Below are 25,106 nucleotides of genomic sequence, written 5' to 3'. Positions count from 1 at the left end.
TGTCAGACGGGCCTATAGCACATGCCGGCACAAGTAATGATGTCAGAGGGACAATGACAAGGGCGGGACGCCGCATTTTGTTTCAAAGGAGAAATAATACGGCATCTTGTCATGCCGGTGTCGTCAGGCGGTGGATTTTTCCTCACCCGAGCGGTCGATTAGGATCGATACGAGGAAAATGGCGATGCCCGCCACGCCCATGATGGCACCGACGACGCCGGTGGATGTCCAGCCGTAACCGGCGGCGATGGAAACCCCGCCAAGCCAGGCACCGATGGCATTGGCGATATTGAAGGCGGAGTGGCTGAGGGCAGCGGCCAGCGTCTGCGCCTCACCCGCTACTTTGATGAGCCGCATCTGAATGCCGGGAACGACTGTGAAGCCGCCGCCGATCAGGAAGACGTTGATGACGGCAAGCCATGGCGACGACATAGTGAAGTAAAACAGAATGAAGGCAACCAGATTGAAGACGAGCGCGATCCCGATCGCAGGCATCAGCGCCCAGTCGGCAAGGCGGGAACCGACGATATTGCCGGCAATCATGCCAGCACCGAAGACCGACAGCATCATCGGTACGCTGGAGAGCGGCACGCCCGCGGATTGCGTCAGCGCCGGGGTGATATAGGTGAAAACCGCGAACATACCGCCGCAGCCGATGGCACAGATGCCGAGCGTGAGCCAAACCTGAGCGCGGGCGAGTGCGCCGAGTTCCTTGAGCGGGCTTGCAGCAGGATTGGCCCTGTCCTTTGGAACATGCATAAAGACCAGCGCCACCGTCAGCACGGCAATGCCGCCGACGATGCCGAAGGCAGCCCGCCAACCAAGTGCCTGACCAAACCATGCGGCAAGCGGCGTGCCGAGGAGGGTGGCGACCGTCAGGCCCATCATCACCCGACCAATGGCGCGGGCCTGCTGATGCGGCGGCGCCATGCCGGCCGCCACGAGCGCAGCCACGCCGAAATAGGCGCCATGGGGCAGGCCGGCGAGGAAACGAGCGGCCACCAGCAGACCGAAGCTGCCCGCGATCGCGCTCGCAAGGTTGCCAAGCGCAAAAAGTGCCATCAAAGCCAAGAGCAAGGTGCGGCGCGACGAGCGGGCAGCCATCACGGCGATCAACGGCGCACCGACCACGACACCGATCGCATAGGCGCTGATCACAACGCCGGCATCGGGAACGCTCACCGCAAATGTATCAGCAACCTGCGGCAGGAGACCCATGATTGCGAATTCACCGGTGCCGATGCCAAAGCTGCCGACGGCAAGTGCCAACTCGGCGATGGAGTAACCGCCCAAACGGGCAGCCGGCAGGGCGGCCCGGTCGGGGGCGTGGGACAGTGCGTCATCGGACATGGCGAAACCTGAAGCGGCGCGGGTGCGCCCGAATGGTGAAAATTGAAATGGATGTTCGAATAATCGGCTCGCAACGCTTGGGAGGAATCACGGAGCCTGCTGCGTCGCAATATATCCGCAAGTGCCTCAGCGGCAAAGTGTTTGCGGCGCAACAGAACCCGCTAAATCTAGCCAGCGAACGCCATTGCGCCGCCCATATATTGACGTTTACGTTAAGGTTATATACTTCGGGAATGCGCTTGAGGAGCCGCAACAAACACGGCATGCTGCAAATGTGGAAATTTGGGAGGTTTCCACCACAAAGTCAGCGGAGCCGTCGCGATCGCCTTGCAAATTTCGCAAGAGGATCGAATGACGCGGCGACCGAGAGCCAGAAGAACGTTGCGCGGGAGAGAGACATGCCGGACATCCAGACACAGACGAACAGCCAAGCTGCGGCAAAACCCTGGCTTGCTTCCTACCCACCCGGCATGCCAGCCGAAATCGCCCGGCCTACGCACAATTCGATCGGCGAACTTTTCGAGCAATCCTGCGCGAAATACGGCGATCGCCCTGCCTTTACCTGCATGGGCAAATCCTTAAGCTTCACAGGGCTGGAAACCGAGAGCCGCAAGGTTGGCGCCTGGCTGCAATCGCTCGGTCTCCAGAAGGGCGACCGCGTTGCTGTGATGATGCCGAACGTTCTGCAGAACCCGGTCATCGTCTTTGCGATTCTGCGGGCAGGCTTCACCGTCGTCAACGTCAACCCGCTCTATACGCCTCGCGAGCTGGAGTACCAGCTGAACGATTCCGGGGCCAAGGCGATTTTCGTTCTCGAGAACTTCGCCCATACCGTCGAGCAGGTGGCCGCCCGCACGCAATTGAAACATATCGTCGTGACCACGATGGGCGACATGCTGGGTCTGAAGGGTGTTATCGTCAATCTCGTGGTGCGCCGCGTGAAGAAGCTGGTACCCGCCTGGTCCCTGCCGGGACATATTTCGTTCAAAAACGTGCTTGCAGCCGGCAGCAACAAGTCGATCACAGACACCGGCGTCAAACAGGAAGACGTTGCCTTCCTACAATATACCGGCGGCACGACAGGCGTTTCCAAGGGTGCGACGCTCACCCACGCCAATCTCTTGTCCAACATGGCCCAGATGGGTCTCTGGCTCGAAACCGCATTCCTGCGCAGGCCGCGACCGGAGCGGCTGGTGTTCCTTTGCGCCCTGCCGCTCTACCATATCTTCGCACTGACCGTGAACGGCCTCATGGGCTTAAGCACCGGCGGCGAAAACATCCTGATACCGAACCCGCGCGATATCCCGGCCTTCGTCAAGGAAATCGCCAAGTACAGGATCAACATCTTCCCCGGCCTCAACACGCTCTTCAACGCGCTGATGAACAATGCCGACTTCCAGAAGCTGGACTTCTCCTCGCTGGCGCTGACCTTCGGCGGCGGCATGGCCGTGCAGCGGCCGGTCGCCGAGCGTTGGCACAAGATGACGGGATGCCCGATCGCCGAGGGCTACGGTCTCTCGGAAACCTCCCCGGTCGCCACCGCCAACCGCCTCGACAGCGAAGCCTTCACCGGCACGATCGGCCTGCCGCTGCCGTCCACCGATGTCGAAATCCGCGATGACGATGGCAGGACGCTGGCGCTGGGCGAAATCGGCGAAATCTGCATCCGCGGTCCGCAAGTCATGCTTGGCTACTGGAACAATCCGGAGGAGACGGCCAAGGCCATCTCCAGCGACGGTTTCTTCCGCACCGGCGACATCGGCTTCATGAACCCGGAGGGTCTCGTGAAGATCGTCGATCGCAAGAAGGACATGATCCTTGTTTCCGGCTTCAATGTTTTCCCCAACGAGGTCGAGGAAGTGGCGATGACCATGCCGGGCATCCTCGAATGCGCCGCGATCGGCGTGCCGGACAGCCATTCCGGCGAGGCCGTCAAGCTCTTCATCGTGCGTCGCGACCCCGACCTGACGGAAGCGGACGTGAAAGCCTTCTGCGCCGAGCAGCTCACGAATTACAAGCGGCCGAAATTCATCGAGTTTCGCACCGAACTGCCGAAATCCAACGTCGGCAAAATTCTGCGCAAGGATCTGCGCGGCTGATTTCAGGTCAGATCGATCCGCGCTTGCAAGCAGCGCGGATCGATTGGCTTTTTCACGCGGCGAAAATCCGTTTCGTGGCCTCGGCGGGCTTGATTTAGACAGGCTAAAGCGACTAGCTAGCGCATCCCTATGCGACGCAAGGAGCTCCCATGAACGCGCGTGTCGAACAGCTGAAATCCACAGTTTCCGAGACCAGGGCGACGGATATCCGGGCCGCCTTTGCGGCCGATCCCGCCCGCTTCTCCAAATACAGCGTCACGCTGGGGGATCTGCTGTTCGATTACTCGAAATGCGCCGTCAACGACCGTATTCTCGACGGCCTTGAAGCCTTGGCCGACGAAGCCGGCGTCGTGAAGAAGCGCGACGCGATGTTTGCCGGCGAGCCTATCAACTTCACCGAGGGCCGCGCCGTTCTGCACACAGCACTTCGCAACCGCGCCAACACGCCGGTTCTGGTCGATGGCAAGGATGTCATGCCTGATGTCAACGGCGTGCTGGATGCCATGGGCGTGTTTTCCGATGGTATCCGTTCCGGCACGCTGACAGGTGCGACCGGCAAGAAGATCACCGATGTCATCAATATCGGCATCGGCGGTTCGGATCTCGGCCCGGTCATGGCGACGCTGGCGCTTGCTCCAGACCACGATGGCCCGCGCCTGCATTTCGTCTCCAATATCGACGGTGCCCATATCGCCGATACGCTGAAGCTGCTCGACGCCGAAACTTCGCTGTTCATCGTCGCATCGAAGACCTTCACGACGATCGAGACGATGACCAACGCCGCGACCGCGCGCAAGTTCATCGCCGACACGCTGGGCGATGCCGCCGTCGCCAACCACTTCTGCGCCGTTTCTACCGCGCTCGACAAGGTCGCTGCGTTCGGCATCGGTTCCGAGCGCGTCTTCGGCTTCTGGGATTGGGTCGGCGGTCGCTACTCGATCTGGTCGGCCATCGGCCTGCCGCTGATGATCGCGATCGGCAGGCAAAAGTTCGGCGAGTTCCTCGCCGGCGCCCATGCCATCGACGAGCATTTCAAGTCCGCGCCGCTGCGCCAGAACATCCCGATGCTGCTTGGCCTTCTCGGCTTCTACCATCGCAACGTGCTGGGTTACGCCACCCGCGCGATCCTGCCCTACGACCAGCGCCTGTCGCGTTTTCCGGCCTATCTGCAGCAGCTCGACATGGAATCGAACGGCAAGGGCGTGACCCTCAACGGCAAGCCGGTCGACGGCAACTCCGGCCCGGTCGTCTGGGGAGAGCCCGGCACTAATGGCCAGCACGCCTTCTACCAGCTCATCCATCAGGGCACGAGCGTCATTCCGGCCGAATTCCTGATTGCCGCCAACGGCCACGAGCCTGAACTACGCCACCAGCACCAGCTCCTGATGGCCAACTGCCTTGCCCAGTCGGAAGCGCTGATGAAAGGCCGCAGCCTGGAGGAAGCTAAGGCACAGATGTCCGCCAAGGGCATGGATGCCGCCTCGATCGACAAGATCGCACCGCACCGCGTCTTCACCGGCAACCGCCCGTCGCTGACCTTCGTCTACGACAAGCTGACGCCTTACCGCCTCGGCAGCCTTATTGCACTCTATGAACACCGCGTTTTTGTCGAGGGCGCGCTCTTCGACATCAACTCCTTCGATCAGTGGGGCGTCGAGCTCGGCAAAGAACTGGCGACAGGCCTTCTGCCCGTCGTCGAAGGCAAGGAAAGTGCTGCCGGTCACGACAGCTCGACCGCGGGCCTTGTCGCCGCACTGCTAAAGGCCGCGAAGTAACGCAGCCCGCAGGAATGACAAAGGCCGGTTTGGATTTCCAAGCCGGCCTTTTTCTTGTCAGGTGATGCGATGCGGTCTTGAGTAGCTTCCAAGCCGTCGCCCGCGCCGCCCGGCAAAGGCGTTTTTCGGGACGCGCGTGAGATTGGAGAGAAACTGGCGCCCGCATTCGGCCCAACTGTAACTCAATGCTTTCTCACGCGCCTGTTGCCGCGACACATCAAGGGCACTCAAAGCCGCCTGCTGCAGATCGTTTGACAACGTTCCGCCTCCATCCGCCAGAATGTCACGCGGGCCTGTCACCGGGAAGGCGGCGACCGGACAGCCGCTTGCGAGCGCCTCAAGGATGACATTACCGAACGTATCCGTCTTACTCGGGAAGACGAAGACATCTGCCGATGCGTAGATGGCCGCAAGATCGGTACCCGTCTGTCGTCCCAAGAAATGAACGTCCGGGTAGCGCTGCTTGAGGGCTGCCAGATCCGGACCGTCGCCGACAACAACCTTGGTGCCAGGAAGATCGAGATCAAGGAAAGCCGGCAGGTTTTTTTCAACGGCCACCCGGCCGACATTCAGAAAGATTGGTCGCGGCAACCACTCGTCACGGCGCCGTGATGGATTGAACAGAGCGGTATCGATGCCGCGCGTCCATCGTTTGATGTTGCGGAAGCCACGGGCGGCCATCTCGGTTCCGAGCGTCGCCGTCGCCACCATCATGCCATCGCCGGAATTGTGGAACTGTCGCAGCCACCAGTAGCTCCAGCTCTCCGGTATGGGTAAGCGAGCGCTGACAAATTCCGGGAAGCGGGTGTGATAGCTGGTGGTAAAGGGAAGGCCGCGCTGCAGGCAGATGCGGCGGGCGACGAGCCCGAGAGGGCCCTCCGTTGCGATATGGATATAGTCGGGCTCGACGGCGTCGATGACATCGGCGACCTGTCGCCGCGTCGGCAAGGCAAGCCGGATATCGGGATAAAACGGCAAAGGGATGGTGGTGAAACGATCCGGCGTCAGGAAGTGGATTTTCGCCCCCTGCTCCGCCACGGTTCGCGACAACTCATCCAGTGTCCTGACAACACCATTGACCTGCGGATGCCAGGCATCGCTGACGACAAGAATAGTCGTGTCCATATTAACCTCCGCCGCAACCGACGAAATCCCGGAAACCGCGCTTGAAACCAAGGGAATCAAGGTGCCTGGCGCGTCCTCGGGTCTTTGAACACGTCAGGATGACACGCGGATGAAGGGGACTGAGGTGTTAGCAGAGTTAGGGGTGTCGCCTCGGAACCGTGACGGACATCCAGCTTACATCCCGATCTCATGCGCCCAGGGCGGATTGGCGCCGGCGCGGGAAACCGTCACAGCCGCAGCCTTGGCGCCGAGCGTGAGCGCCGCACGAACAGCTTCGTCACTAAGGGAAGCGACCGCATCCTTGGTCAGGAGGCCATTCAGCTTCAGCGAGGCAAGGATGCCCGCATCGAAGGTATCGCCAGCACCGACCGTATCGACGACGGTGACGCTCTCGCCCGGCACGGAAACCTTACCGCGCGCCGTGTAGCCATCGGCACCGTCCTTGCCCTTGGTGATGACCACGAGCTTCGGTCCGCGCGCCAGCCATTTCGCGACGAGTTCGTCATGGCTGCCATCCTCGCCGAACCAGTCGAGGTCTTCGTCCGAGAACTTGACGATATCCGACATCGCCGCCATGCGCAGCATACGGGCCTTGTGGGCCTCCGCATCCTTGATGAAGCCGGGTCGGATGTTCGGGTCGAACGAGATGACACGCTTTTCGTACTCGCGCGCCATCAAGGCCTCGTAGGTCGAGCCGCAGGGCTCGGGAATAAGGCTGATCGCGCCGAAATGCAGCGCCTCGCAGAAATCGCCGAGCGCCGGCAGGTGCGCCTGCGTGATCATCCGGCCCGCCGTGTTTTCGTCGAAGAAGGCGTAGGTTGCCGAGCCGTTCACGAGTTTGACGAAGGCGAGCGTCGTGTGCAGCGACAGCGTGGCGCAGGGGGCGAAATCGACATTGCTGCCCTTCAGCGTCTCGCGCAGGATATCGCCGAACATATCGTCCGAGAGACCCGTGAAAAAGCCGGTCGGTATACCGAGCCGCCCAAGCGCAATCGCTGTGTTGAAAATCGCGCCGCCGGCATAGGGCGAAAACGCCGCCTCACCGGATTCCGTCTGCCGCGGCAGCATATCGATCAGGGCTTCCCCGCAGCAAACGATCATGACAGCACTTCCTCCCGAGCCATAATTTCAATCGATTTAGTACATGCCGTCCGAAAAGGCCAGAGCCTTTCCGGAAGCTACAATCAGGCGCTTGCCAAGGCGCTCACGCCACCATTGCGGCCCGACCATTCGAGCGGCGCATTGAGGAAAGCCTCGACCTCCGACAGCGTCTTTTCGTCGAACAGCTTCTGCTCTTTTGCGACGGCGAGAACATTGCGCCAGGTGGCGATGTTGTGCAGCGTCACGCCCTTGTCCTTCATCTGACCGCGCGCTTCCGGGAAGATATCATAATAGAACAGGGCAATACCGTGATCGACGATGCCGCCGGCTGCGCGGATTGCGTCGATGAACTTGAACATCGAGCCGCCGGCCGTGGTCAGGTCTTCGATGACCAGCACGCGGGCACCTTCCGGCATGTGACCCTCGATCTGGGCGTTACGGCCATGGCCCTTCGGTGCCTTGCGTACATAGATCATCGGCAGCGCAAGGCGTTCGGCGAGCATGGCGGCAAACGGAATGCCCGCAGTCTCGCCGCCGGCGACGACATCGAACTGCTCGAAGCCAGCATCGCGCAGGATGGTTGCGGCGGCAAAATCCATGACGGTGGAGCGAATACGCGGATAGGAAATGAGCTTGCGGCAATCGATGTAAACCGGGCTCGCCATGCCCGAGGCGAGCTTGTAGGGCTGATCGGCACGGAAATGCACCGCCTTGATTTCCCACAGCATCTTGGCAACGAGTTCCGCCATCACGGCCTTGTCGGTGAAGGATGTCTGGATCATGGGCAAGGCTCCTGCGGCGTCGGTTTTTCGTTATCCGCGCATAGCAGCTAGAGGCACTTAAAGCCAGAGAAACTGGCGCGGCATAGGCCGCCGCGCCGGCATTTTCAAGGGATTTCAGACGGTCGGCTGAAGCGCCAGATCGGCCGGGATCGGCCCGAAGCGATTGTCGCCGCGCGTGCCTTCCGTCGCATACCAGACGATCAGTACGATGATACCGATCAGCGGGACGAGTCCGAGCAAAATCCACCAGCCCGAACGATCCGTGTCGTGCAGCCGCCGCACGCCAACGGCCAGAGCAGGAAGCAGAAGCACGAGCGCACTGATGGCGCTGATGAACTCTGTACCAATCAGCAAATCGACAAGCGAGGCCACGATATTCACCAGAAAATTGAAAAGCGTGAACCACCAGAACTCCGATCGGCTGGCGCGACCGGAAAACACGGCATATTTCGAAAACGCAGTGGAAGCAGCATCGCCAAAGGTCATCACAAGCTCCTCCAGGATGCCGAGGCTCGCAGGCGCAAGTGACTTCGCCTTTCCCCAAAAGCTCCGGCTCACGCCAGATTATGCACAATCTGTGCGCGCGAAAAGCGCTATTTCAAGGACGTTCCCGCAGGTTGTTTTTAGCGAACGACATCCCAATGCAGCGGGAACATCGGATCGAACACGGTTACCGGACCTGCTTCGGTTTCGATCTTGGCGGGAAAGCTAACCGGCTCAACGTTTTTCTCCAGCGTGATCGTCTCTTCGTTTGCCGCAAGGCCGTACCAGGCCGGGCCGTTCAGCGAGGTGAAGGCTTCCAGCTTGTCGAGCGCGCCGTCCTCCTCGAACACATGGGCAAGGCAGCTCATCGTGTTGATCGAGGTATAAATGCCGGCGCAGCCGCAGGCGCATTCTTTCAGCGGATCGACATGCGGCGCGCTGTCTGTGCCAAGAAAGAAACGGGCATCGCCCGAAACCGCCGCCGCCCTCAAGGCCAGCCGGTGGCTTTCACGCTTGGCGACAGGCAGGCAGTAATAATGCGGCCTGATGCCGCCCACAAGAATGGCATTGCGGTTGATGATCAGGTGATGGGTGGTGATCGAGCCGGCGAGATTGGCCTTCGAGCCCTTGATATAATCGATGCCGTCCTTGGTGGTGACGTGTTCCATCGTCACCTTCAGTTCCGGCAGGCGCTTGCGCAGCGGATCGAGCACGGTTTCGATGAACACGGCTTCGCGGTCGAAGATATCGACCTCCGGCGTCGTCACCTCGCCATGCACGCAGAGCGGCAGGCCGATCTTCGCCATGCGCTCCAGCACCGGCATGGCATTGTCGATATTGCGCACGCCGCCATGCGAATTGGTTGTCGCGCCGGCCGGGTAGAGTTTGACCGCCGTGATCAGGCCAGACTTTTTGCCCTCTTCGACATCATCCGGGTTCGTGCCCTCGGTCAGATAAAGCGTCATCAGCGGCTCGAACCGATCGCCGGGCTTCAGCGCCGCGAGAATGCGGTCGCGATAGGCCTTGGCGTCCGTCGTCGTGACAACCGGCGGGACGAGGTTGGGCATGATGATGGCACGGGCGAAATCACGCGCGGTGTCTCCGATCACCCCCTTGAGCATGCCGCCATCACGCAGATGCAGATGCCAGTCATCAGGGCGGCGGATCGTCAGGCGGGGGGCGGTCATGGAGCTCTCCGGGCGCTGGAGCGTTGCAAACAACGCTCGAAAAATCGAAATCCAGAGGCGATAAGCCGGCCTCTGGCCGGAGGTTCCGATACCATCATTGTCAGACGAAAAACAACCTGCCCTGCTCAATCCATGGAGAAGATTTCAAGTGAGATGTCGGCAGGGCGGGAATTTTCGATGATGCGCCGGCCATTGGGCAGGTCGTTGCCATGCAGCTTCCACTGGATGCCGGTTTCATCGAGCCCGTAATGAACCCAGCGCGCGCGAAGCCGCTCTTCCAGCACCTCCACCGAAGGGCCGACGAAAATCGACAGATCGAAGAGGCCGGCCAGCCGCGACCACGGCGCCTCATCGAGAAGCAGGTAATTGCCTTCGATAAGAATGATCCGCGTCTCGACCGGAATGGCGCGCGCGGAGGCGATCGCCAGTTCCCGGCTGCGGTCGAAGACCGGCACGAGCACCTCTTCGTCACCTTTTCTGACGGCTCGGACGATGTCATCGAAGGCCCGGACATCGAAGGTTTCCGGCGCGCCCTTGCGGGCCAGCAGCCCGCGCTCTTCGAGAAGGCCGTTGTCCATGTGAAAGCCATCCATCGGCAGGACGACGGAACGTTCGCCGCGCCCCATCAGCTCGACGTCCAGCGCATCGGCAAGGGTGGATTTGCCGGCCCCGGGAGGGCCGGCAATGGCGACGAGGAACCGGCAGGCATTGGCCGCCTGTTCCAGAATGCGATCGGCTATCGCAGCCGGCGTCATGCTCATGCTGCTGCCATGGCCTCCGGCGGCACCTTCGCGCCGGTCATGAAGGCGACGGCATCCGACATCGTGTAATCCTTCGGATTGATGACGCAGAGCCTTTTTCCCAGCCGGTGGATATGGATGCGATCGGCCACCTCGAACACATGCGGCATGTTGTGCGAGATCAGCACGATCGGGAGGCCTCGGCGACGAACGTCGAGGATCAGTTCAAGAACCTTGCGCGATTCCTTGACGCCAAGGGCCGCCGTCGGTTCGTCCATGATAACGAGCTTGGAGCCGAAGGCGGCTGCCCGCGCGACTGCAACACCCTGCCGCTGGCCACCCGAAAGCGTTTCCACCGCCTGATTGATGTTCTGGATGGTCATCAAACCGAGTTCCGAGAGCTTCTCGCGGGCGATCTTTTCCATTTTCGGCCGATCGAGCATGCGGAAAAACTGGCCGAGCGGCCCGCTCCTTCGGATTTCGCGACCGAGGAACATGTTGTCGGCGATGGAAAGCGCCGGCGATAGTGCGAGGTTCTGGTAGACGGTCTCGATGCCGGCTTCGCGCGCCTCCATCGGCGAGGAGAAGCTGACGGGCTTCCCCTCGAGGCGAATTTCGCCTTCGTCGGGCCTAATGGCGCCGGAGATGGCCTTGATCAGCGAGGACTTGCCGGCGCCGTTATCGCCGATGACGGCGAGGATTTCGCCCGGATAGAGATCGAAATCGGCGTTGTCGAGGGCGGTCACGCGGCCGTAGCGTTTCACGAGACCGCGTGCGGTGAGGATCGGTTCCATCAGCCTGCTACCTTTCTGATCCACTGGTCGATCGCAACGGCGGTGATGATCAGGACGCCGGTGAGGAAGACCTTCCACTGGGGATCGGCCCCCATCATGTTGAGCCCCATGGAGACAACGCCGACGATCATCGCGCCGATCAGTGTGCCAAGGATCGAACCGCGCCCGCCGAAGAGCGAGATGCCGCCGATGACCGCCGCCGTGATGGCCTGCAGGTTGTAGTCGGTGACGGCCCAGGAGGGAGAGATCGAGCCATTGCGGCCGATCGAGACCCAGGCAGCGATCGCTGCGATCAGACCGGCCAATGCGTAGGTGCCGATCAGCACGCGATCGACGCGGATACCGGAGAGCTTCGCCGCTTCAGGATCGTCGCCCACCGCGTAGAGATGGCGGCCCCACGCCGTGTGATTGAGCGCGTACCAGAGAACGAGAACCAGCAGCACCATGGCGATGACGCCGAAGGTAAAGACCGCCGAACCGATCTTGAAACTCTGGCCGAAGAAGCCAAGGAACGGAGCGGCCGTTTCGATATCGGCACGGCGGATCGTCTCATTGGCGGAATAGATAAAATTCGTCGCCATGACGATATACCAGGTGCCGAGCGTCACAATGAAGGGCGGCAGCTTGAGTTTGGCGACCAGCAGGCCGTTCAGCAGGCCGCAGGCGGCGCCGACACCGAGACCCATCCCGATGGCAATCGGCGAAGGCAAGCCATAGGTTACGGCGAAATTGCCCATGGCAACCGCGGAAATGACCATGATGACGCCGATGGAAAGATCGATACCGGCCGTCAGGATGACCAGCGTCTGGGCAGCACCCAGAATGCCGACGACGGCGATCTGCTGCAGGATGAGCGTCAAGGTGTTGGCCGAAAAGAACCTTTCGCCTTTGAGCACGCCGAAGACGATGATGGACAGAACAAGCACGATGGCGGGAACCGCCGCCGGGGTCGAGTGCAGGAAGTGTTGAACACGCCTCAGCGTCGAGCGATCTTCAAAACTGGCGACAGCGGTATCGCTCTTGTCGAGAACTTTTTCGAATTCCTGGATACTGGCCATGGCTACCCCCTCCCAAGGGTTCCGGCGGTGGATGCCGGCGCTATGACTTCAAAAAAAGGGCGGCCGTGACCGCCCTTCGGGTGAGATAGTGAACCTCTAGGTTCGCGGTATCAACCCCAGCACTTGTCCGTGCCGGTCTTGACGTCGATGGACTCGACGCCGGCAGCCGGCTTGTCCGTGACGAGGGCGACGCCGGTGTCGAAGAAGTCCTTGCCTTCCGTCGGCTTCGGCTTGGTGCCGTCCTTGGCGTACTGGGCAATGGCTTCGATGCCGAGCGAGGCCATCAGCAGCGGATACTGCTGAGAGGTGGCGCCGATCACGCCTTCGCCAACCGACTTCACGCCGGGGCAACCGCCGTCAACCGACACGATCAGCACGTCCTTTTCCTTGCCGACGGCCTTCAGCGCTTCGTAAGCGCCAACAGCGGCCGGCTCGTTGATCGTGTGGATCACGTTGATATCCGGGTCCTTCTGGAGAAGGTTTTCCATGGCGGTGCGGCCGCCTTCCTCGTTGCCGTTGGTGACGTCATGGCCGACGATGCGCGGATCATCCTCGTCGCCGATCTTGTTCGGGTCCTTCGGATCGATACCGAAGCCGATCATGAAGCCCTGGTCACGCAGAACATCGACTGTCGGCTGCGAGGGAACGAGATCGAGGAAGCCGATCTTGGCGTCCTTTGCCTTGTCACCCAGCGTCGCGGCAGCCCACGCGCCGATCAGCTTGCCGGCCTGGAGGTTGTCGGTCGCAAAGGTCGCATCGGCGGCCGTTGCCGGATCGAGCGGCGTGTCGAGCGCGATGACGAGAATGCCCGCGTCCTGCGCCTTCTTCACCTGGTCAACGATCGCCTTGGTGTCGGAGGCGGCAATCAGGATACCCTTGGCACCGTCGGCGATGCAGCTTTCGATGGCGGCAACCTGGCTGTCATGGTCGCCGTCGACCTTGCCGGCATAAGCCTTCAACTCGACGCCGAGTTCTTTGGCCTTGGCTTCGGCACCTTCCTTCATCTTGACGAAGAAGGGGTTGGTATCGGTCTTGGTGATCAGGCAGGCCGAAACGTCGGCGGCCTGCGCGGGGGCAGAGAATGCGACGCCAAGCGCCAGCGCGCCGAGAGCGGCGGAAACAATAGTCTTCTTCATGAATATCCTCCCAAGGATGAAAAACAGTCCCGGCGAACCGGCACGTCAGGCCGCGTCGAGAGGGGCACTCCTTTGCCTTCCAAACGGCGCTTCCGGTGAGCAAGAAACATCTAATCTTTCAGTCTGTCAATAAATAAATCAAATTGAATTATTAAAAATATGTGCGATGCTCTGAGCGAAAATCGAGCAAGCAGCCTGTATTTGGTGCAGCCATATCCGCGAGGAGGACGCGCGGAGCCCCATCAGACAGGCTACCGATTTTTTCTGGGCATAGGTCCGGAAGAGTGCAGCAGGCAGGATCGCGCCGACGTCGGGTACCGATATAATCGTCGCGCAAACGAAACCGGCCGCAGAGCCGGGGCAAACAATGCCGATGGAGGAGATCGGGAATGACATCACCAGCCGAAGCGGGCGCTCCAGCGCCGGCGCCCGAGGTCATCGACCCCGGCGGCGGTGCGAACCTGACGCGTGTGCGCGCCTACAACGAACGCCTCGTCATGTCGCTTGTGCGCCTGCATGGCAGCCTGTCGAAGGCCGATATCGCCCGTCGCTCCGGCCTTTCCGCGCAGACGGTGACAGTGATCATGCGCGCGCTGGAGAAGGAAGGCCTTCTCATTCGCGGCGAGCCGATGCGCGGCCGAGTGGGTCAACCCTCCATCCCCATGCGGCTCAACCCCGAAGCCGTCTATTCCTATGGCGTCAAGATTGGCCGGCGCAGCGCCGATCTCGTGCTCATGGATTTTGTCGGCAATATTCGCCTGCAACTGCACAAGACCCATTCCTATCCGATGCCGCAGGATCTGCTCGCCTTCATTACCGAGGGCGTGCCGAAGCTTGAGAAGATGCTGACCAGCGAACAGCGCGAACGCATCGCCGGCATCGGCGTCGCCACGCCCTTCCAGCTCTGGAGCTGGGCGGAGGAAACTGGCGCCCCGAAGGAAGAGATGGAAGCCTGGCGTGGCTTCGATCTACAGCAGGAAATCGCGGCTCGCACCCATCATCCTGTTTTCATGCAGAATGATGCCACCAGCGCCTGCGGCGCGGAACTGGTGTTCGGCGTCGGCGCAAGCTATCCGGATTTCATCTATTTCTATATCGGCTCCTTCATCGGCGGCGGCATCGTCCTGAACTCGGCGCTGTTTTCCGGCCGAACGGGAACGGCCGGCGCGGTCGGCCCCTTGCAGGTCTCCGACAGGAACGGCAAGCCGCAACAGCTCTTGAAGATCGCGTCGATCTATGTCCTGGAAAACATGCTGCGCGACGCCGGTATCGACCCCAAGCCGCTGTGGTACGCCGCCGATGAATGGATCGATTTCGGCGAACCGCTGGAAAACTGGATCCAGCTGACAGCCGCCGCGCTCGCCCAGGCAATCGTCTCGGCCGTCTCCATCGTCGATTTCGGCGCGGCCGTCATCGACGGCGGCTTCCCCGGATGGGTTCGCGAGCGCATCGTCACCGCCACCCGCACGGCGGCCCTCAAGCTTGACCTCGAAGGCGTGTTCCTGCCGGAGATCATCGAAGGCGCTGTCGGCCCCCATGCCCGCGCGATCGGCGGCGCCAGCCTGCCGCTTTTCGCCCGCTACCTCACCGATACCAATGTCCTTTTCAAGGAGACCGCCTGATGCTCAAGGGATTGAACCCGCTTTTGAGCCCTGAGCTTCTCGCGACCCTTCGGGCCATGGGCCATGGCGACGAGATCGCGCTGGTTGACGGCAACTATCCCGGCGAAGAGCATGGCCGCCGGTTGATCCGACTTGACGGCCATGCGCTGATCCCGGTTCTGGATGCGATCCTCAGCGTCCTGCCGATCGACGATTTCGTACCCGCCGCAATTTTTCGCGCGACCGTAAAGCAGGATCTGGATGCGCTCGATCCGGTTCATCAGGATATCATCGCCTGCTGTGCCCGGCATGAGCCGGATCGAAAGGTCATGCCGCTGCTAGGGCCCGATTTTTATCCGCGTGTTCGCGCCGCCCATACGGTCGTGCAGACCAGCGAGCCGCGCCTCTATGGCAACGTCATCTTGCGCAAGGGCGTCATCTATCCATAGATCGATGAGAGCGCATCTGTCGCGCACGGCCCGAAAACGAATTTGCGACCGACCGATGTCGTTGTCATCTGCGCCCTTGTCCCGGGAATCGGTCTAAGACAGACGTGTGGGAGAACTTGACGCCCGGAGTGTCAGTTACTGCCCCTAGCAGAAGCGGACCACCCCATGTCATTGCCTCCTCCGAAACCGCTCTCCGACAGACCACTCAGCCAGACGACAGGCATCTTTCTGGTTCTGGGTTCCGCTGTGGTCTGGAGTTTCGGCGGCACGCTTGCGCGGTTTCTTGATATACCGGACAGTTGGACGATCGTCTTCTGGCGCTCGCTTTTCGCCGCCCTTTTTCTTCTCTGCTTCATGCTGCTGCGCGATGGCGTCAAAGGCACGCTGGGGCTTTTTCGCGGAATGGGCTTGCCGGGCCTTGCCGTCGGCATCTGCTTTGCAACGGCATCAACGAGTTTCATCCTTGCGCTCGGCTACACGACCGTCGCCAACATCGTGCTCATTCAGGCGGGTGTGCCATTGATCGCCGCCTTGATCGGCTGGATCGTCTTTCGTGAAAACGTCCCGCTTGCGACCTGGCTGGCGATCGCCGCCGTGATCTGCGGCGTCCTGATCATGGTTTCGGATTCGCTCAGCGGCGCAGTCTCCCCCATCGGCGATGCGCTTGCGCTGTTGATCGCCTTCGCTTTTGCTCTGGCGACCGTGATTACCCGGAAGTATGCCCATGTCCGCATGACGCCAGCCGTCTTTCTCGGAACGATCATCGCCGGAACCTTGGCAGCATCCCAGGCGACAGGCTTTGCCGTCACCCTGCCGGAACTCGGCATTCTCATCATCTTCGGCGCGTTCAATTTCGGTTTGGGCCTGGCGCTCTTCGTGACGGGCGCACGTTTCGTACCCTCCGCGCTTGCGGCCTTGTTCGGAACCGCCGAAACCGTGCTCGCTCCTGTCTGGGTGGCCCTCATCCACGGAGAAATCCCGAGCCTCACCACGATCATTGGCGGGTCGGTGGTGCTTGCCGCCCTTCTCTGTTACCTGACCGTCGAGCTTTTTCGCCAGCAGGGGCTGGCCCGCAAACCGGTCGCGTAAGCGTGCTGACGCGGGCACACAATCATGCCCCGGCCTTGACAATATCCGCCAAAACCGCAAAGCCGCTAGAACGACTGCGACCGCAGCTTTGGAAGGAACATGCCATGACGGATAAAAAGCCCCAGGACGACAAGCCGCTGTTCGGCCGTCCGTGGATTTTCATTCGCGGCGTGCCTTCGATGAAATTCCTGCCGCCGGAAGGCCCCGCCGAAATCGCATTTGCCGGCCGCTCGAATGTCGGGAAATCTTCGTTGATCAACGCCCTCGTGGGGCAAAAGGGATTGGCCCGAACCTCGAACACGCCGGGCCGCACCCAAGAGCTCAATTATTTCGTGCCCGACGGCTTTTCCGGAGAAGCAGGAGACCTGCCGCCGATGGCGCTGGTGGATATGCCGGGGTACGGGTACGCCCAGGCTCCAAAGGAAATGGTCGATGCCTGGACGAAACTCGTCTTCGACTATCTGCGCGGGCGCTCGACCCTCAAGCGCGTCTATGTTCTGATCGACAGCCGCCACGGCATAAAGAAGAATGACGACGAAGTGCTTTCCCTGCTGGACAAGGCAGCGGTCTCCTATCAGATCGTCCTGACCAAGACCGACAAGATCAAGGAGCCGGCCGTGCCGCGGCTGATCGCGGAGACGCTTGAGAAGATCAAGAAGCATCCGGCTGCCTTTCCGGAAGTGCTGGCGACCTCATCTGAAAAATCCGCGGGCCTGGATGATCTGCGCGGCGCTATCGAGACGGTCATCACGCAGTAATATCCGCCTGCTTCAGCGCGTGGTGTCACTAGCCTGACATGGACTTTGCCCTAGCTACCCGTTGTCGCGCGAATTTCCGCGCCCGAGGGAGAAGGAGCACATCATGTCCGACCTGATCGTCATTGGTTTTGACAACACCGAGGAGGCCGATCGCGTTCTCGTGAAATTGAACGGCTTGAAGAAGGAATATCTGATCGACCTGGAAGACGCCGTCGTCGTCGTGCGCGACGAAGCCGGCAAGGTTCACCTGAAGCAAAGCCTTAACCTCACGGCGATCGGCGCGACATCCGGGCTGCTTTCGGGGTCGATCTGGGGTGGGCTTGTCGGACTGCTGTTCCTAAATCCGCTTGCCGGGTTTGCCATCGGCGGCGCCATTGGCGCGGGTACGGGCGCGCTCTCCGGCTCGCTTGCCGATTACGGCATCGATGACAACTTCATAAAGTCGCTGAGCGAGACCATCCCCAACAACTCATCGGCCCTTTTCATTCTGGTCCGCAAGGTCCAGCCTGAAAAGGTGATGGCGGAGTTGGAAGGCTTGCGCGGTCGCGTCTTGAAGACATCGCTTTCGCCCGATCAGGAGCAAAAGCTTCAGGCCGCGCTTTCCGGCGGACAGATCACGGCACCGGAAGCCGGCGCGCTCTGATCGTTCACCGCCTGCCGGCGCCTTACGAAGAGGTGCCGGCGACAAAGGTCATGGCGATGCCATTGATACAATGCCGCTTTCCGGTGGGCTGCGGCCCGTCGTCAAAGACATGGCCGAGATGCCCGCCGCAACGCCGGCAATGGCACTCCGTCCGTACCATCCCAAACGTGGTATCCTCGCGAAGCCCGATGGCGTTCGGCAGCGATTCCCAGAAACTCGGCCATCCGGTGCCACTGTCATATTTGGCCTCGGAGGAATAGACAGGCAGATCGCAGCCGGCGCAGTGAAAGATGCCCTTGCGCTTCTCGGTATTCAGCGCGCTGGTAAACGGACGTTCCGTATCCTCATGGCGAAGCACGCGATACTGCTCTTCGGTAAGCATCGCCTTCCATTCCGCATCCGTGCGCATCACCTCGAACGTTTCATCGGCCCGGCTGCCGCCAGGTCTGAGAACCGAAAGCGCAAGGGCACCGACGCCCGACAGCAAAAAAATACGGCGGCTTGGCATGGTCTTCTCCTGAGGCTTGATGACGCATCTTAGTGCGCGTGCCAGCAATCCGCAAAACACATGGGCGTAAACCATATGTGATGAGCACTCCTCAAGGCTCCGGCACAACAGACCCGCTGAACCAAAATGCGCATGACCTCCCATTCACGAGAGGCCATGCGCAGGTCGGCACTAAATCCGACCCTTAAACCCGGCGGGTCAGCTCTTCGGCAGAAGCACCTTGTCGATCACATGGATCACGCCGTTGGACTGCTTCACGTCGGCAATCGTAACGGTTGCCACGCCACCGGTCTCATCGGTCAGCGTGATCTTGCCGCCATCGGCCTTGGCTTTCAGGACGCAGCCACCGACAGTCTTAACGTCGTGGGTGCCGCCGTCATCGGCAACCATCTTGCTGATGGCGTCGGACAGGGCGCTGACGCCGACAACATGGCAGGTCAGCACCTTCGTCAGCTGCTCCTTATTCTCCGGCTTCAGCAGAGTATCGACCGTGCCGGCAGGAAGAGCTTCGAAAGCAGCGTTCGTGGGGGCGAACACCGTGAAGGGGCCCGCGCCGGAAAGCGTCTCAGCCAGACCGGCAGCCTGCACGGCAGCGACCAGTGTCGTGTGATCCTTGGAATTGACCGCATTCTCGACGATTGTCTTGTTTTCATACATGGGAGCACCACCGACCATGGGGTTCTCCGCATGCGCGGCAAACGTGCCGGCAATCATGACCGATACGACCGTCGTGGTACGCAGCAGGGACTTGAACATTGGTAATCCTTCCGTTGATCTCGTTTAGCCCGGAGGGCTTTCTCCCGTTTCAATGTTCTCTGCGCAGAGACAAACCAGAAGACGAGCGGCGTTCGGAAAGAGTTTCAGCTCTCTGCACGAAAAAACGCAGTCACCTGCCAAAAAAATGCGCAACCCGGCGACAGGCGTGATTGTTGTCGCGTCGGGGAAAGATTGCGGAACCTGATTTGGGGTTGAAAATTCAATCCGGAAAGACGGCCTTGCCGGAAGCGATGATCGTGCCGATCGCCGCTTCGTCGGTTGAGCCTCCGGCCGGCTCGACACTGACCGCGAGGGTCACGCCGGTTTTCATGTCTGCGGCAAATTCCGGAGGCAGCCGGATCTCGCCTCCACCTGTTTGCGGCAGCACGCCCAGCGACTTCGGAGTTGCCCCTTCTTCGATCATCCAGACTTCGAGGGAACGCGGCATCTCCTGCGACGCGGCGACAGGCGTCAAGACGAGCTTGTTGCCAGCTGCATCGTAACGCGCGATCAAACCCATCGCGCTTTCCTCGCCGGAAAGTTCGGCAAGGACCGGCAGGCTTGAGGGCGTTGCGTTCGGGGTCGCAGCCTCCAGAACCGCGATGACGGTCAATCCCGCGACGGCCAGCCCGGTCAGAAAGCGCCAGAATCCGAGCGAATTCCAAAGCCCTGTTGGCTCCCCTTGAACCGGTGCCTCCAACGATCGCCGCTCGACGGTCGGATAGGGTCTGGTCGATACGATGGGATCATAAAGGCTATCGAGGGAAGAGAGGTTTGTCTGCCAACGATTGACCATGGCTGCAAAATTGCTGTCGAGCATCATGCGGGCTTCAACCTTGCGGCGATCGTCGACCGAAAGTGCGCCCAGCACATATTCCCCGGCGATGACTTCGTCGCGTCGTGAATCACCGCGTTTGGGGATCTGTGTGCTCATGGTTCCATCGCGTTTTCAAAGCAGATACATCCTCCACAGCCCCGGCCGCACGGGCACGCTCAGATGCACTGAAGGAATCGTTGAAATATACGCACCATTGACTGCGTTTGCCACCAGGTTTTCCGCTGATGGAGCCTTATTCATCCCATGTCTGTTCCTCGCGGTCGAGAACCATTCTCGGCTCGAATTTCTGTCTTATAGAGGGATAATCCTCGTATTCCGCCGCCCTACCGTCACCACAGCGTTATCTTAACAACGGATCATTCCATCCGCGAAAAACTTGCGCTAAACAGCATCCGGCATTTTTTGAAGGTTCCTCCCCCATGACCCCATCCGAAAGCGAAACCCAGGCACGTCTTCTTGCGCAGGCGCTGCCCTATATGCAGCGTTACGAAAACAAGACCATCGTTGTGAAATATGGTGGCCACGCCATGGGCAATGCCGAACTCGGCAAGGCTTTCGCAAGCGACATCGCACTTCTGAAGCAGTCCGGCGTCAACCCGATCGTCGTCCACGGCGGCGGCCCGCAGATCGGGGCGATGCTCACCAAGATGGGGATCGAATCCAAATTCGAAGGCGGGCTCCGCGTCACCGACGCCAAGACCGTCGAGATCGTCGAGATGGTTCTGGCCGGCTCGATCAACAAGGAGATCGTCGCGCTCATCAACCAGACGGGCGAATGGGCGATCGGTCTTTGCGGCAAGGACGGCAACATGGTCTTTGCCGAAAAGGCGAAGAAGACGGTTGTCGATCCCGACAGCAACATCGAGCGCGTGCTGGATCTGGGCTTCGTCGGCGAAGTCGTCGAAGTCGACCGCACGCTGCTCGACCTGCTGGCCCGCTCCGAGATGATCCCGGTCATCGCCCCGGTCGCTCCCGGCCGTGATGGTGCGACCTACAACATCAACGCCGATACCTTTGCCGGTGCGATTGCCGGCGCGCTCAATGCCACCCGCCTCCTGTTCCTCACGGACGTTCCGGGCGTGCTCAACAAGCAGGGCGAACTGATCAAGGAGCTTTCTGTTGCGGAAGCCCGCGCGCTGATCAAGGACGGTACGATTTCCGGCGGCATGATCCCGAAGGTCGAAACCTGCATCGAGGCGATCGACGCCGGCGTTCAGGGTGTGGTCATCCTGAACGGCAAGACGGCCCATTCCGTCCTGCTCGAAATTTTCACCGAGCATGGCGCCGGTACGCTGATCGTGCCCTGAAAGCATACTTCCGGCGGCTCTCCGGCCGCCGGGTTTCAGCGATCCGGCCGCTCCAGCGTCGCCGGATCGTCGCTTCCGTAGAAATGATCGATGGCCTTGCGAAACGACACCTCCTGCGGGGCCGCTGCCGCAAAGAGCGTCATGGACGACCGGAACTTGATATCATCCGGTGAACCGAAGATCGCATGGGCGCTGCGATCCGTATGCGTATTGACTGCCGCGGTGCATTCCCTGAGCCGAGTGCCCAGCAGCGCATGGGCCAGATAAGCCTTCGCTTCTTCCAATCCCGAAATCGCGTAGCGCTGGGCCATGGCTGAATGGCCAAGGCCGGCGATCTGCGGGAAGATGAACCACATCCAGTGGGTTCGCTTATGCCCATCCCGCAATTCCGCAAGCGCGGTATCGTAGGTCGCCACCTGCGCATCGACGAAACGTTGAAGGTTGTCCGGCATCATCTCCTCCTGTCGCATTGATGGTCAACGCGACAGGCGATGACCGGTTCAGGCCGAACTTACCACTTCTGGTGAACATGCACCTTGATCAGGCGCTCGTAGACATCAGCGAGAGCCTGCAGGGTTTCTGCGGAAAACGCTGCAACGTCGCTTGCCGCTGCATTGCCCTTGGCCTGCGCTTCATTGCGCGCGCCGGGGATGACGACGGAGACGGCCTTGCTTTGCAAGATCCAGGCGAGTGCGAACTGTGCCATGGTCACGCCCTCCGGTACCAGCGGACGGACCTGCTCGACGGCTTCGAGCGCCACATCGAAGGGCACGCCGGCAAAGGTTTCGCCCACATCGAAGAACTCGCCATGGCGGTTGAACTTGCGGTGATCGTCATCGGCGAATGTGGTGTCCGCCGTGATCTTGCCCGAGAGCAGGCCGGAAGCGAGCGGCACGCGCACGATAACGCCGACATTCTTCTTGATCGCTTCGGCGAAGAACAGGTCCTGCGGGCGCTGGCGGAAGATGTTGTAGATGATCTGGATCGTCGCGACGCCCGGATATTCGATCGCCTTCAGGGCCTCCTCGACGCGCTCGACGGAAACGCCGTAGGCGCGGATCTTGCCCTTGACGACGAGATCATCCAGCGCGCCAAACATTTCCGGACGGTAGTAGACGTCCGTCGGCGGGCAATGCAGTTGGACGAGATCGAGCGTTTCGACGCCGAGATTGGTCAGGCTACGATCAATGAAGGCCTCGATATTGGCGCCGGTGTAACCATCCGCGACATGCGGGTTCAGTCGGCGGCCGGCCTTGGTGGCGACGAAGGGCTTTTCACCGCCGCGCTCCTTGAGGACGGACGCGATGATCTTTTCCGAGCGGCCGTCGCCATAGACATCGGCGGTATCGATGAAGGTGACACCGGCATCGAGCGCGGCGTTGAGCGCGCGCTTGCCGTCTTCCTCGGAAACATCGCCCCAGGCGCCGCCGATCTGCCAGGCGCCGAAGCCGATTTCGGAAATGGTGGCGCCGGTGCGGCCGAGTTTTCTGGTCTTCATGGGTGGTTTCCTCGCCTATCGTGTTGAAATTGAATTTGTTTAGCTGGGCTTTCTAAGCCGATTATGACGAAGCCGAAAGCCTATTCATCATCAAAGCGCATTTCGGCGCGGCCTCGCGTGAGATCGCGGACCATGGCCCGGATCGCCTCGCGCAGGGGCTTGGCCATCTGCACCTCGAGGATCGCCCCGGTGCCGGTGAAACTTTCCGTCGGGATGGTCACGCCGTTCGACAACAACCGGGCCTTGACGATGGCAAGATCGGAAAAATCGCAGACAATCGTTGCCCCGTCCGTCTCGATCACCTCGGCCTTTTCCGCCGCCCGAAGCCCCATGGCCGCCGTGCCGCCATAGGCGCGGATCAGTCCGCCGCTGCCGAGCAGGATACCGCCGAACCAGCGGATGACGACGACGGCGACATGATCCAGTCCCTGCCCGTCGATCGCCTGCAGGATGGGCTTGCCGGCGGTGCCGCTGGGCTCGCCGTCATCGTTGAAGCGATAGACCTGGCCGATGCGCCAGGCCCAGCAATTGTGGTTTGCGGCCAGGTCGGAATGTGTCGCGAGGAAATCCTTGGCTTCCTGTTCATCGGACACGGGGCCGTAGATCGCGATGAAGCGGCTCTTCTTGATGTCCTGGGTGAAGGTTTCGGTGGCGCGAAGGGTCAACATGACGAGTGGCTATTTCCGTGTCGCGCTGATGTAGCTGAGCTGCGCCATCCCGGCAATCGCCTCAATCGCCATCGAAGGCCGTCAGGATCGGGCATGGGCCGGCCTTGCCATGGGCGCAATCATGCGCCAGCCGATGCAGCGATTTGCGAGCTGCCTGCAATTCGGCAATCTTCTGGTCCAAGGCTTCGATCCGCTGATTGGCGAGTTCGCGGGCGCGCGACCTGTCTTCCGTTGCGTCGAGTTCGATCAGTTCGCCGATCTGCTCCAATGTGAAACCGGCCGCCTGGGCGGATCGGATAAAGCGCAGGCGACGGATATCCTCATCGCCATAGCGGCGGACATTGCCGCGCAACCCGCTTCCGGCCGGGCGATCCGGCAGGTCCAGAAGGCCGCGACGCTGGTAATATCTGACCGTTTCCACGCCCACGCCGCCCTCGCGCGCAAGCCTTGCAATTGTCATGGTTGACATTCTTGACTCCGTACTATGGTACGGAACCTATATTGGGTGCAGTCGGTCAACACCCAAGTCATGAAAGACATGCATCATGTTGAATGCCACGAGCCGCAAGGCCATCCTCTACCGGATGGTGATGCCCAAGCACACCTGCCCCTACGGGCTGAAGGCGAAAGACCTTCTGGAGCGTGAGGGCTATGAGGTCGAGGATCACTGGCTGAAAACCCGCGAGGAAACGGATGCGTTCAAGGCCGAGCATGGCGTCAGGACGACGCCGCAGGTCTTTATCGATGGAAACCGGGTTGGCGGCTATGACGATACCCGGCGATTTTTTGGCAAGACGGTGCGTGATCCGAAGGCTGTTACATACAGCCCCGTGCTGGCGGTTTTCGCAATTGCCGCGCTGATGGCGCTGGCGACGAGCTATGCCAGCTTTGGCACGGTGCTGACCATCCGGGCCGGCGAATGGTTCATCGCCTTCAGCATGGCGATCCTCGCGATGTTGAAACTGCAGGATATCGAGAGCTTTTCGACGATGTTCCTGAACTATGACCTGCTTGCCAAGCGATGGGTGCGGTACGGCTATGTCTATCCCTTTGCTGAGGCTGGCGCCGGCATCCTGATGATCGCGGGCGCCCTGAACTGGATTTCCATCCCGGTCGCGCTGTTCATCGGAACGATCGGTGCGGTCTCGGTGTTCAAGGCCGTCTATATCGACAAGCGGGAACTCAAATGCGCCTGCGTCGGCGGCGGCAGTAATGTGCCGCTCGGATTCGTATCGCTCACGGAAAACCTGATGATGATCGCCATGGCGATCTGGATGTTGTTCATGACAGCACCCATGGGGCACATCGGCTGATCGGCAAGCCCTCATGCCCGATTGTCATCCTCGGCCTCGTGCCGAGGA

General features: G+C 60.8%; 26 protein-coding genes. 9 read left to right on the top strand and 17 right to left on the bottom strand.

What is annotated here, in order from left to right:
* Positions 1–123 precede the first annotated feature (123 nt).
* Positions 124–1,350 (bottom strand): MFS transporter, encoded by a 1,227-nt coding sequence (locus BLX89_RS11690; RefSeq protein ID WP_075291058.1) that lies wholly within the window; start codon positions 1,348–1,350, stop codon positions 124–126.
* 272 nt (positions 1,351–1,622) lie between these two features.
* Here BLX89_RS11690 and BLX89_RS11685 point away from each other — a divergent pair, with 272 nt between their 5' ends.
* Complete coding sequence (locus BLX89_RS11685; RefSeq protein WP_425348609.1) at positions 1,623–3,449, top strand: long-chain fatty acid--CoA ligase; 1,827 nt, start codon at positions 1,623–1,625, stop codon at positions 3,447–3,449.
* Between the two features lie 149 nt (positions 3,450–3,598).
* Positions 3,599–5,224, top strand: coding sequence for a glucose-6-phosphate isomerase (pgi, locus tag BLX89_RS11680; RefSeq protein WP_075291056.1), 1,626 nt, complete (start codon positions 3,599–3,601; stop codon positions 5,222–5,224).
* 57 nt (positions 5,225–5,281) lie between these two features.
* Here pgi and BLX89_RS11675 read toward each other — a convergent pair whose 3' ends face one another.
* The 9 genes from BLX89_RS11675 to BLX89_RS11635 all read right to left on the bottom strand — a co-directional run bounded on the left by BLX89_RS11675 (position 5,282) and on the right by BLX89_RS11635 (position 13,630).
* Positions 5,282–6,349, bottom strand: coding sequence for a glycosyltransferase family 4 protein (locus BLX89_RS11675; RefSeq protein WP_075291055.1), 1,068 nt, complete (start codon positions 6,347–6,349; stop codon positions 5,282–5,284).
* Positions 6,350–6,523: 174 nt separating this feature from the next.
* On the bottom strand, positions 6,524–7,450 hold the full coding sequence (locus BLX89_RS11670) for a carbohydrate kinase family protein (RefSeq protein ID WP_075291054.1): 927 nt from the start codon (positions 7,448–7,450) through the stop codon (positions 6,524–6,526).
* 83 nt (positions 7,451–7,533) lie between these two features.
* Positions 7,534–8,232, bottom strand: a complete 699-nt coding sequence (locus BLX89_RS11665) for an orotate phosphoribosyltransferase (protein ID WP_075291053.1) — start codon at positions 8,230–8,232, stop codon at positions 7,534–7,536.
* 114 nt (positions 8,233–8,346) lie between these two features.
* The gene (locus BLX89_RS11660; protein ID WP_075291052.1) at positions 8,347–8,718 is read right to left on the bottom strand and encodes a DUF805 domain-containing protein; all 372 of its coding nucleotides are present in this window, start codon (positions 8,716–8,718) and stop codon (positions 8,347–8,349) included.
* Positions 8,719–8,855: 137 nt separating this feature from the next.
* Positions 8,856–9,902 carry a dihydroorotase gene (gene pyrC, locus BLX89_RS11655; protein ID WP_075291051.1) on the bottom strand — a complete coding sequence of 349 codons (1,047 nt, stop codon included), beginning with the start codon at positions 9,900–9,902 and terminating at the stop codon, positions 8,856–8,858.
* Positions 9,903–10,027: 125 nt separating this feature from the next.
* The gene (locus BLX89_RS11650) at positions 10,028–10,657 is read right to left on the bottom strand and encodes a nucleoside triphosphate hydrolase (RefSeq protein WP_425348608.1); all 630 of its coding nucleotides are present in this window, start codon (positions 10,655–10,657) and stop codon (positions 10,028–10,030) included.
* 2 nt (positions 10,658–10,659) lie between these two features.
* The gene (locus tag BLX89_RS11645; RefSeq protein WP_075291049.1) at positions 10,660–11,436 is read right to left on the bottom strand and encodes an ATP-binding cassette domain-containing protein; all 777 of its coding nucleotides are present in this window, start codon (positions 11,434–11,436) and stop codon (positions 10,660–10,662) included.
* Positions 11,436–12,494: an ABC transporter permease gene (locus BLX89_RS11640; protein ID WP_075291048.1), complete on the bottom strand. Its 1,059-nt coding sequence runs from the start codon at positions 12,492–12,494 to the stop codon at positions 11,436–11,438. The genes BLX89_RS11645 and BLX89_RS11640 overlap by 1 nt, the downstream gene beginning before the upstream one ends.
* Positions 12,495–12,604: 110 nt before the next feature.
* A complete protein-coding gene (locus tag BLX89_RS11635) occupies positions 12,605–13,630 on the bottom strand; it encodes a sugar ABC transporter substrate-binding protein (protein ID WP_075291047.1) in 1,026 nt (341 codons plus the stop codon).
* Between the two features lie 389 nt (positions 13,631–14,019).
* Here BLX89_RS11635 and BLX89_RS11630 point away from each other — a divergent pair, with 389 nt between their 5' ends.
* The 5 genes from BLX89_RS11630 to BLX89_RS11610 all read left to right on the top strand — a co-directional run bounded on the left by BLX89_RS11630 (position 14,020) and on the right by BLX89_RS11610 (position 18,170).
* Positions 14,020–15,252 (top strand): ROK family transcriptional regulator, encoded by a 1,233-nt coding sequence (locus BLX89_RS11630; protein ID WP_075291046.1) that lies wholly within the window; start codon positions 14,020–14,022, stop codon positions 15,250–15,252.
* Positions 15,252–15,680, top strand: coding sequence for an RbsD/FucU family protein (locus BLX89_RS11625; RefSeq protein ID WP_075291045.1), 429 nt, complete (start codon positions 15,252–15,254; stop codon positions 15,678–15,680). Before BLX89_RS11630 ends, BLX89_RS11625 begins: the two co-directional genes overlap by 1 nt.
* A gap of 165 nt (positions 15,681–15,845) precedes the next feature.
* On the top strand, positions 15,846–16,769 hold the full coding sequence (locus tag BLX89_RS11620) for a DMT family transporter (RefSeq protein ID WP_075291044.1): 924 nt from the start codon (positions 15,846–15,848) through the stop codon (positions 16,767–16,769).
* 104 nt (positions 16,770–16,873) lie between these two features.
* Positions 16,874–17,527: a ribosome biogenesis GTP-binding protein YihA/YsxC gene (gene yihA, locus BLX89_RS11615; protein WP_075291043.1), complete on the top strand. Its 654-nt coding sequence runs from the start codon at positions 16,874–16,876 to the stop codon at positions 17,525–17,527.
* A gap of 103 nt (positions 17,528–17,630) precedes the next feature.
* Positions 17,631–18,170: a DUF1269 domain-containing protein gene (locus BLX89_RS11610; RefSeq protein ID WP_075291042.1), complete on the top strand. Its 540-nt coding sequence runs from the start codon at positions 17,631–17,633 to the stop codon at positions 18,168–18,170.
* Between the two features lie 22 nt (positions 18,171–18,192).
* Here BLX89_RS11610 and msrB read toward each other — a convergent pair whose 3' ends face one another.
* The 3 genes from msrB to BLX89_RS11595 all read right to left on the bottom strand — a co-directional run bounded on the left by msrB (position 18,193) and on the right by BLX89_RS11595 (position 20,368).
* Positions 18,193–18,678 (bottom strand): peptide-methionine (R)-S-oxide reductase MsrB, encoded by a 486-nt coding sequence (msrB, locus tag BLX89_RS11605; protein ID WP_075291041.1) that lies wholly within the window; start codon positions 18,676–18,678, stop codon positions 18,193–18,195.
* 198 nt (positions 18,679–18,876) lie between these two features.
* Positions 18,877–19,434: a fasciclin domain-containing protein gene (locus BLX89_RS11600; protein ID WP_075291040.1), complete on the bottom strand. Its 558-nt coding sequence runs from the start codon at positions 19,432–19,434 to the stop codon at positions 18,877–18,879.
* Positions 19,435–19,654: 220 nt separating this feature from the next.
* Complete coding sequence (locus BLX89_RS11595; protein ID WP_075291039.1) at positions 19,655–20,368, bottom strand: anti-sigma factor; 714 nt, start codon at positions 20,366–20,368, stop codon at positions 19,655–19,657.
* A gap of 323 nt (positions 20,369–20,691) precedes the next feature.
* On the opposite strand from BLX89_RS11595, the gene argB reads away from it, so the two are divergent.
* Positions 20,692–21,579 carry an acetylglutamate kinase gene (gene argB, locus BLX89_RS11590; RefSeq protein ID WP_075291038.1) on the top strand — a complete coding sequence of 296 codons (888 nt, stop codon included), beginning with the start codon at positions 20,692–20,694 and terminating at the stop codon, positions 21,577–21,579.
* Between the two features lie 35 nt (positions 21,580–21,614).
* Here argB and BLX89_RS11585 read toward each other — a convergent pair whose 3' ends face one another.
* The 4 genes from BLX89_RS11585 to BLX89_RS11570 form a co-directional block, all read right to left on the bottom strand.
* Positions 21,615–22,031, bottom strand: coding sequence for a DUF1810 domain-containing protein (locus BLX89_RS11585; RefSeq protein ID WP_075291120.1), 417 nt, complete (start codon positions 22,029–22,031; stop codon positions 21,615–21,617).
* 59 nt (positions 22,032–22,090) lie between these two features.
* Positions 22,091–23,077, bottom strand: a complete 987-nt coding sequence (locus BLX89_RS11580; protein WP_075291037.1) for an aldo/keto reductase — start codon at positions 23,075–23,077, stop codon at positions 22,091–22,093.
* An 80-nt stretch (positions 23,078–23,157) separates the two neighbouring features.
* The gene (locus tag BLX89_RS11575) at positions 23,158–23,745 is read right to left on the bottom strand and encodes an IMPACT family protein (protein WP_075291036.1); all 588 of its coding nucleotides are present in this window, start codon (positions 23,743–23,745) and stop codon (positions 23,158–23,160) included.
* A gap of 61 nt (positions 23,746–23,806) precedes the next feature.
* Positions 23,807–24,214 (bottom strand): MerR family transcriptional regulator, encoded by a 408-nt coding sequence (locus tag BLX89_RS11570; protein WP_075291035.1) that lies wholly within the window; start codon positions 24,212–24,214, stop codon positions 23,807–23,809.
* A 76-nt stretch (positions 24,215–24,290) separates the two neighbouring features.
* On the opposite strand from BLX89_RS11570, the gene BLX89_RS11565 reads away from it, so the two are divergent.
* A complete protein-coding gene (locus BLX89_RS11565) occupies positions 24,291–25,058 on the top strand; it encodes a MauE/DoxX family redox-associated membrane protein (RefSeq protein ID WP_075291034.1) in 768 nt (255 codons plus the stop codon).
* The last annotated feature ends 48 nt before the right edge of the window (positions 25,059–25,106 follow it).

This window comes from Pararhizobium arenae, assembly GCF_001931685.1.
In the GTDB taxonomy this organism is placed as follows: Bacteria; Pseudomonadota; Alphaproteobacteria; order Rhizobiales; family Rhizobiaceae; genus Pararhizobium; species Pararhizobium arenae.
Note: the sequence above shows the minus strand (reverse complement) of the source record. Positions and strands in the feature narration are given on the sequence as shown.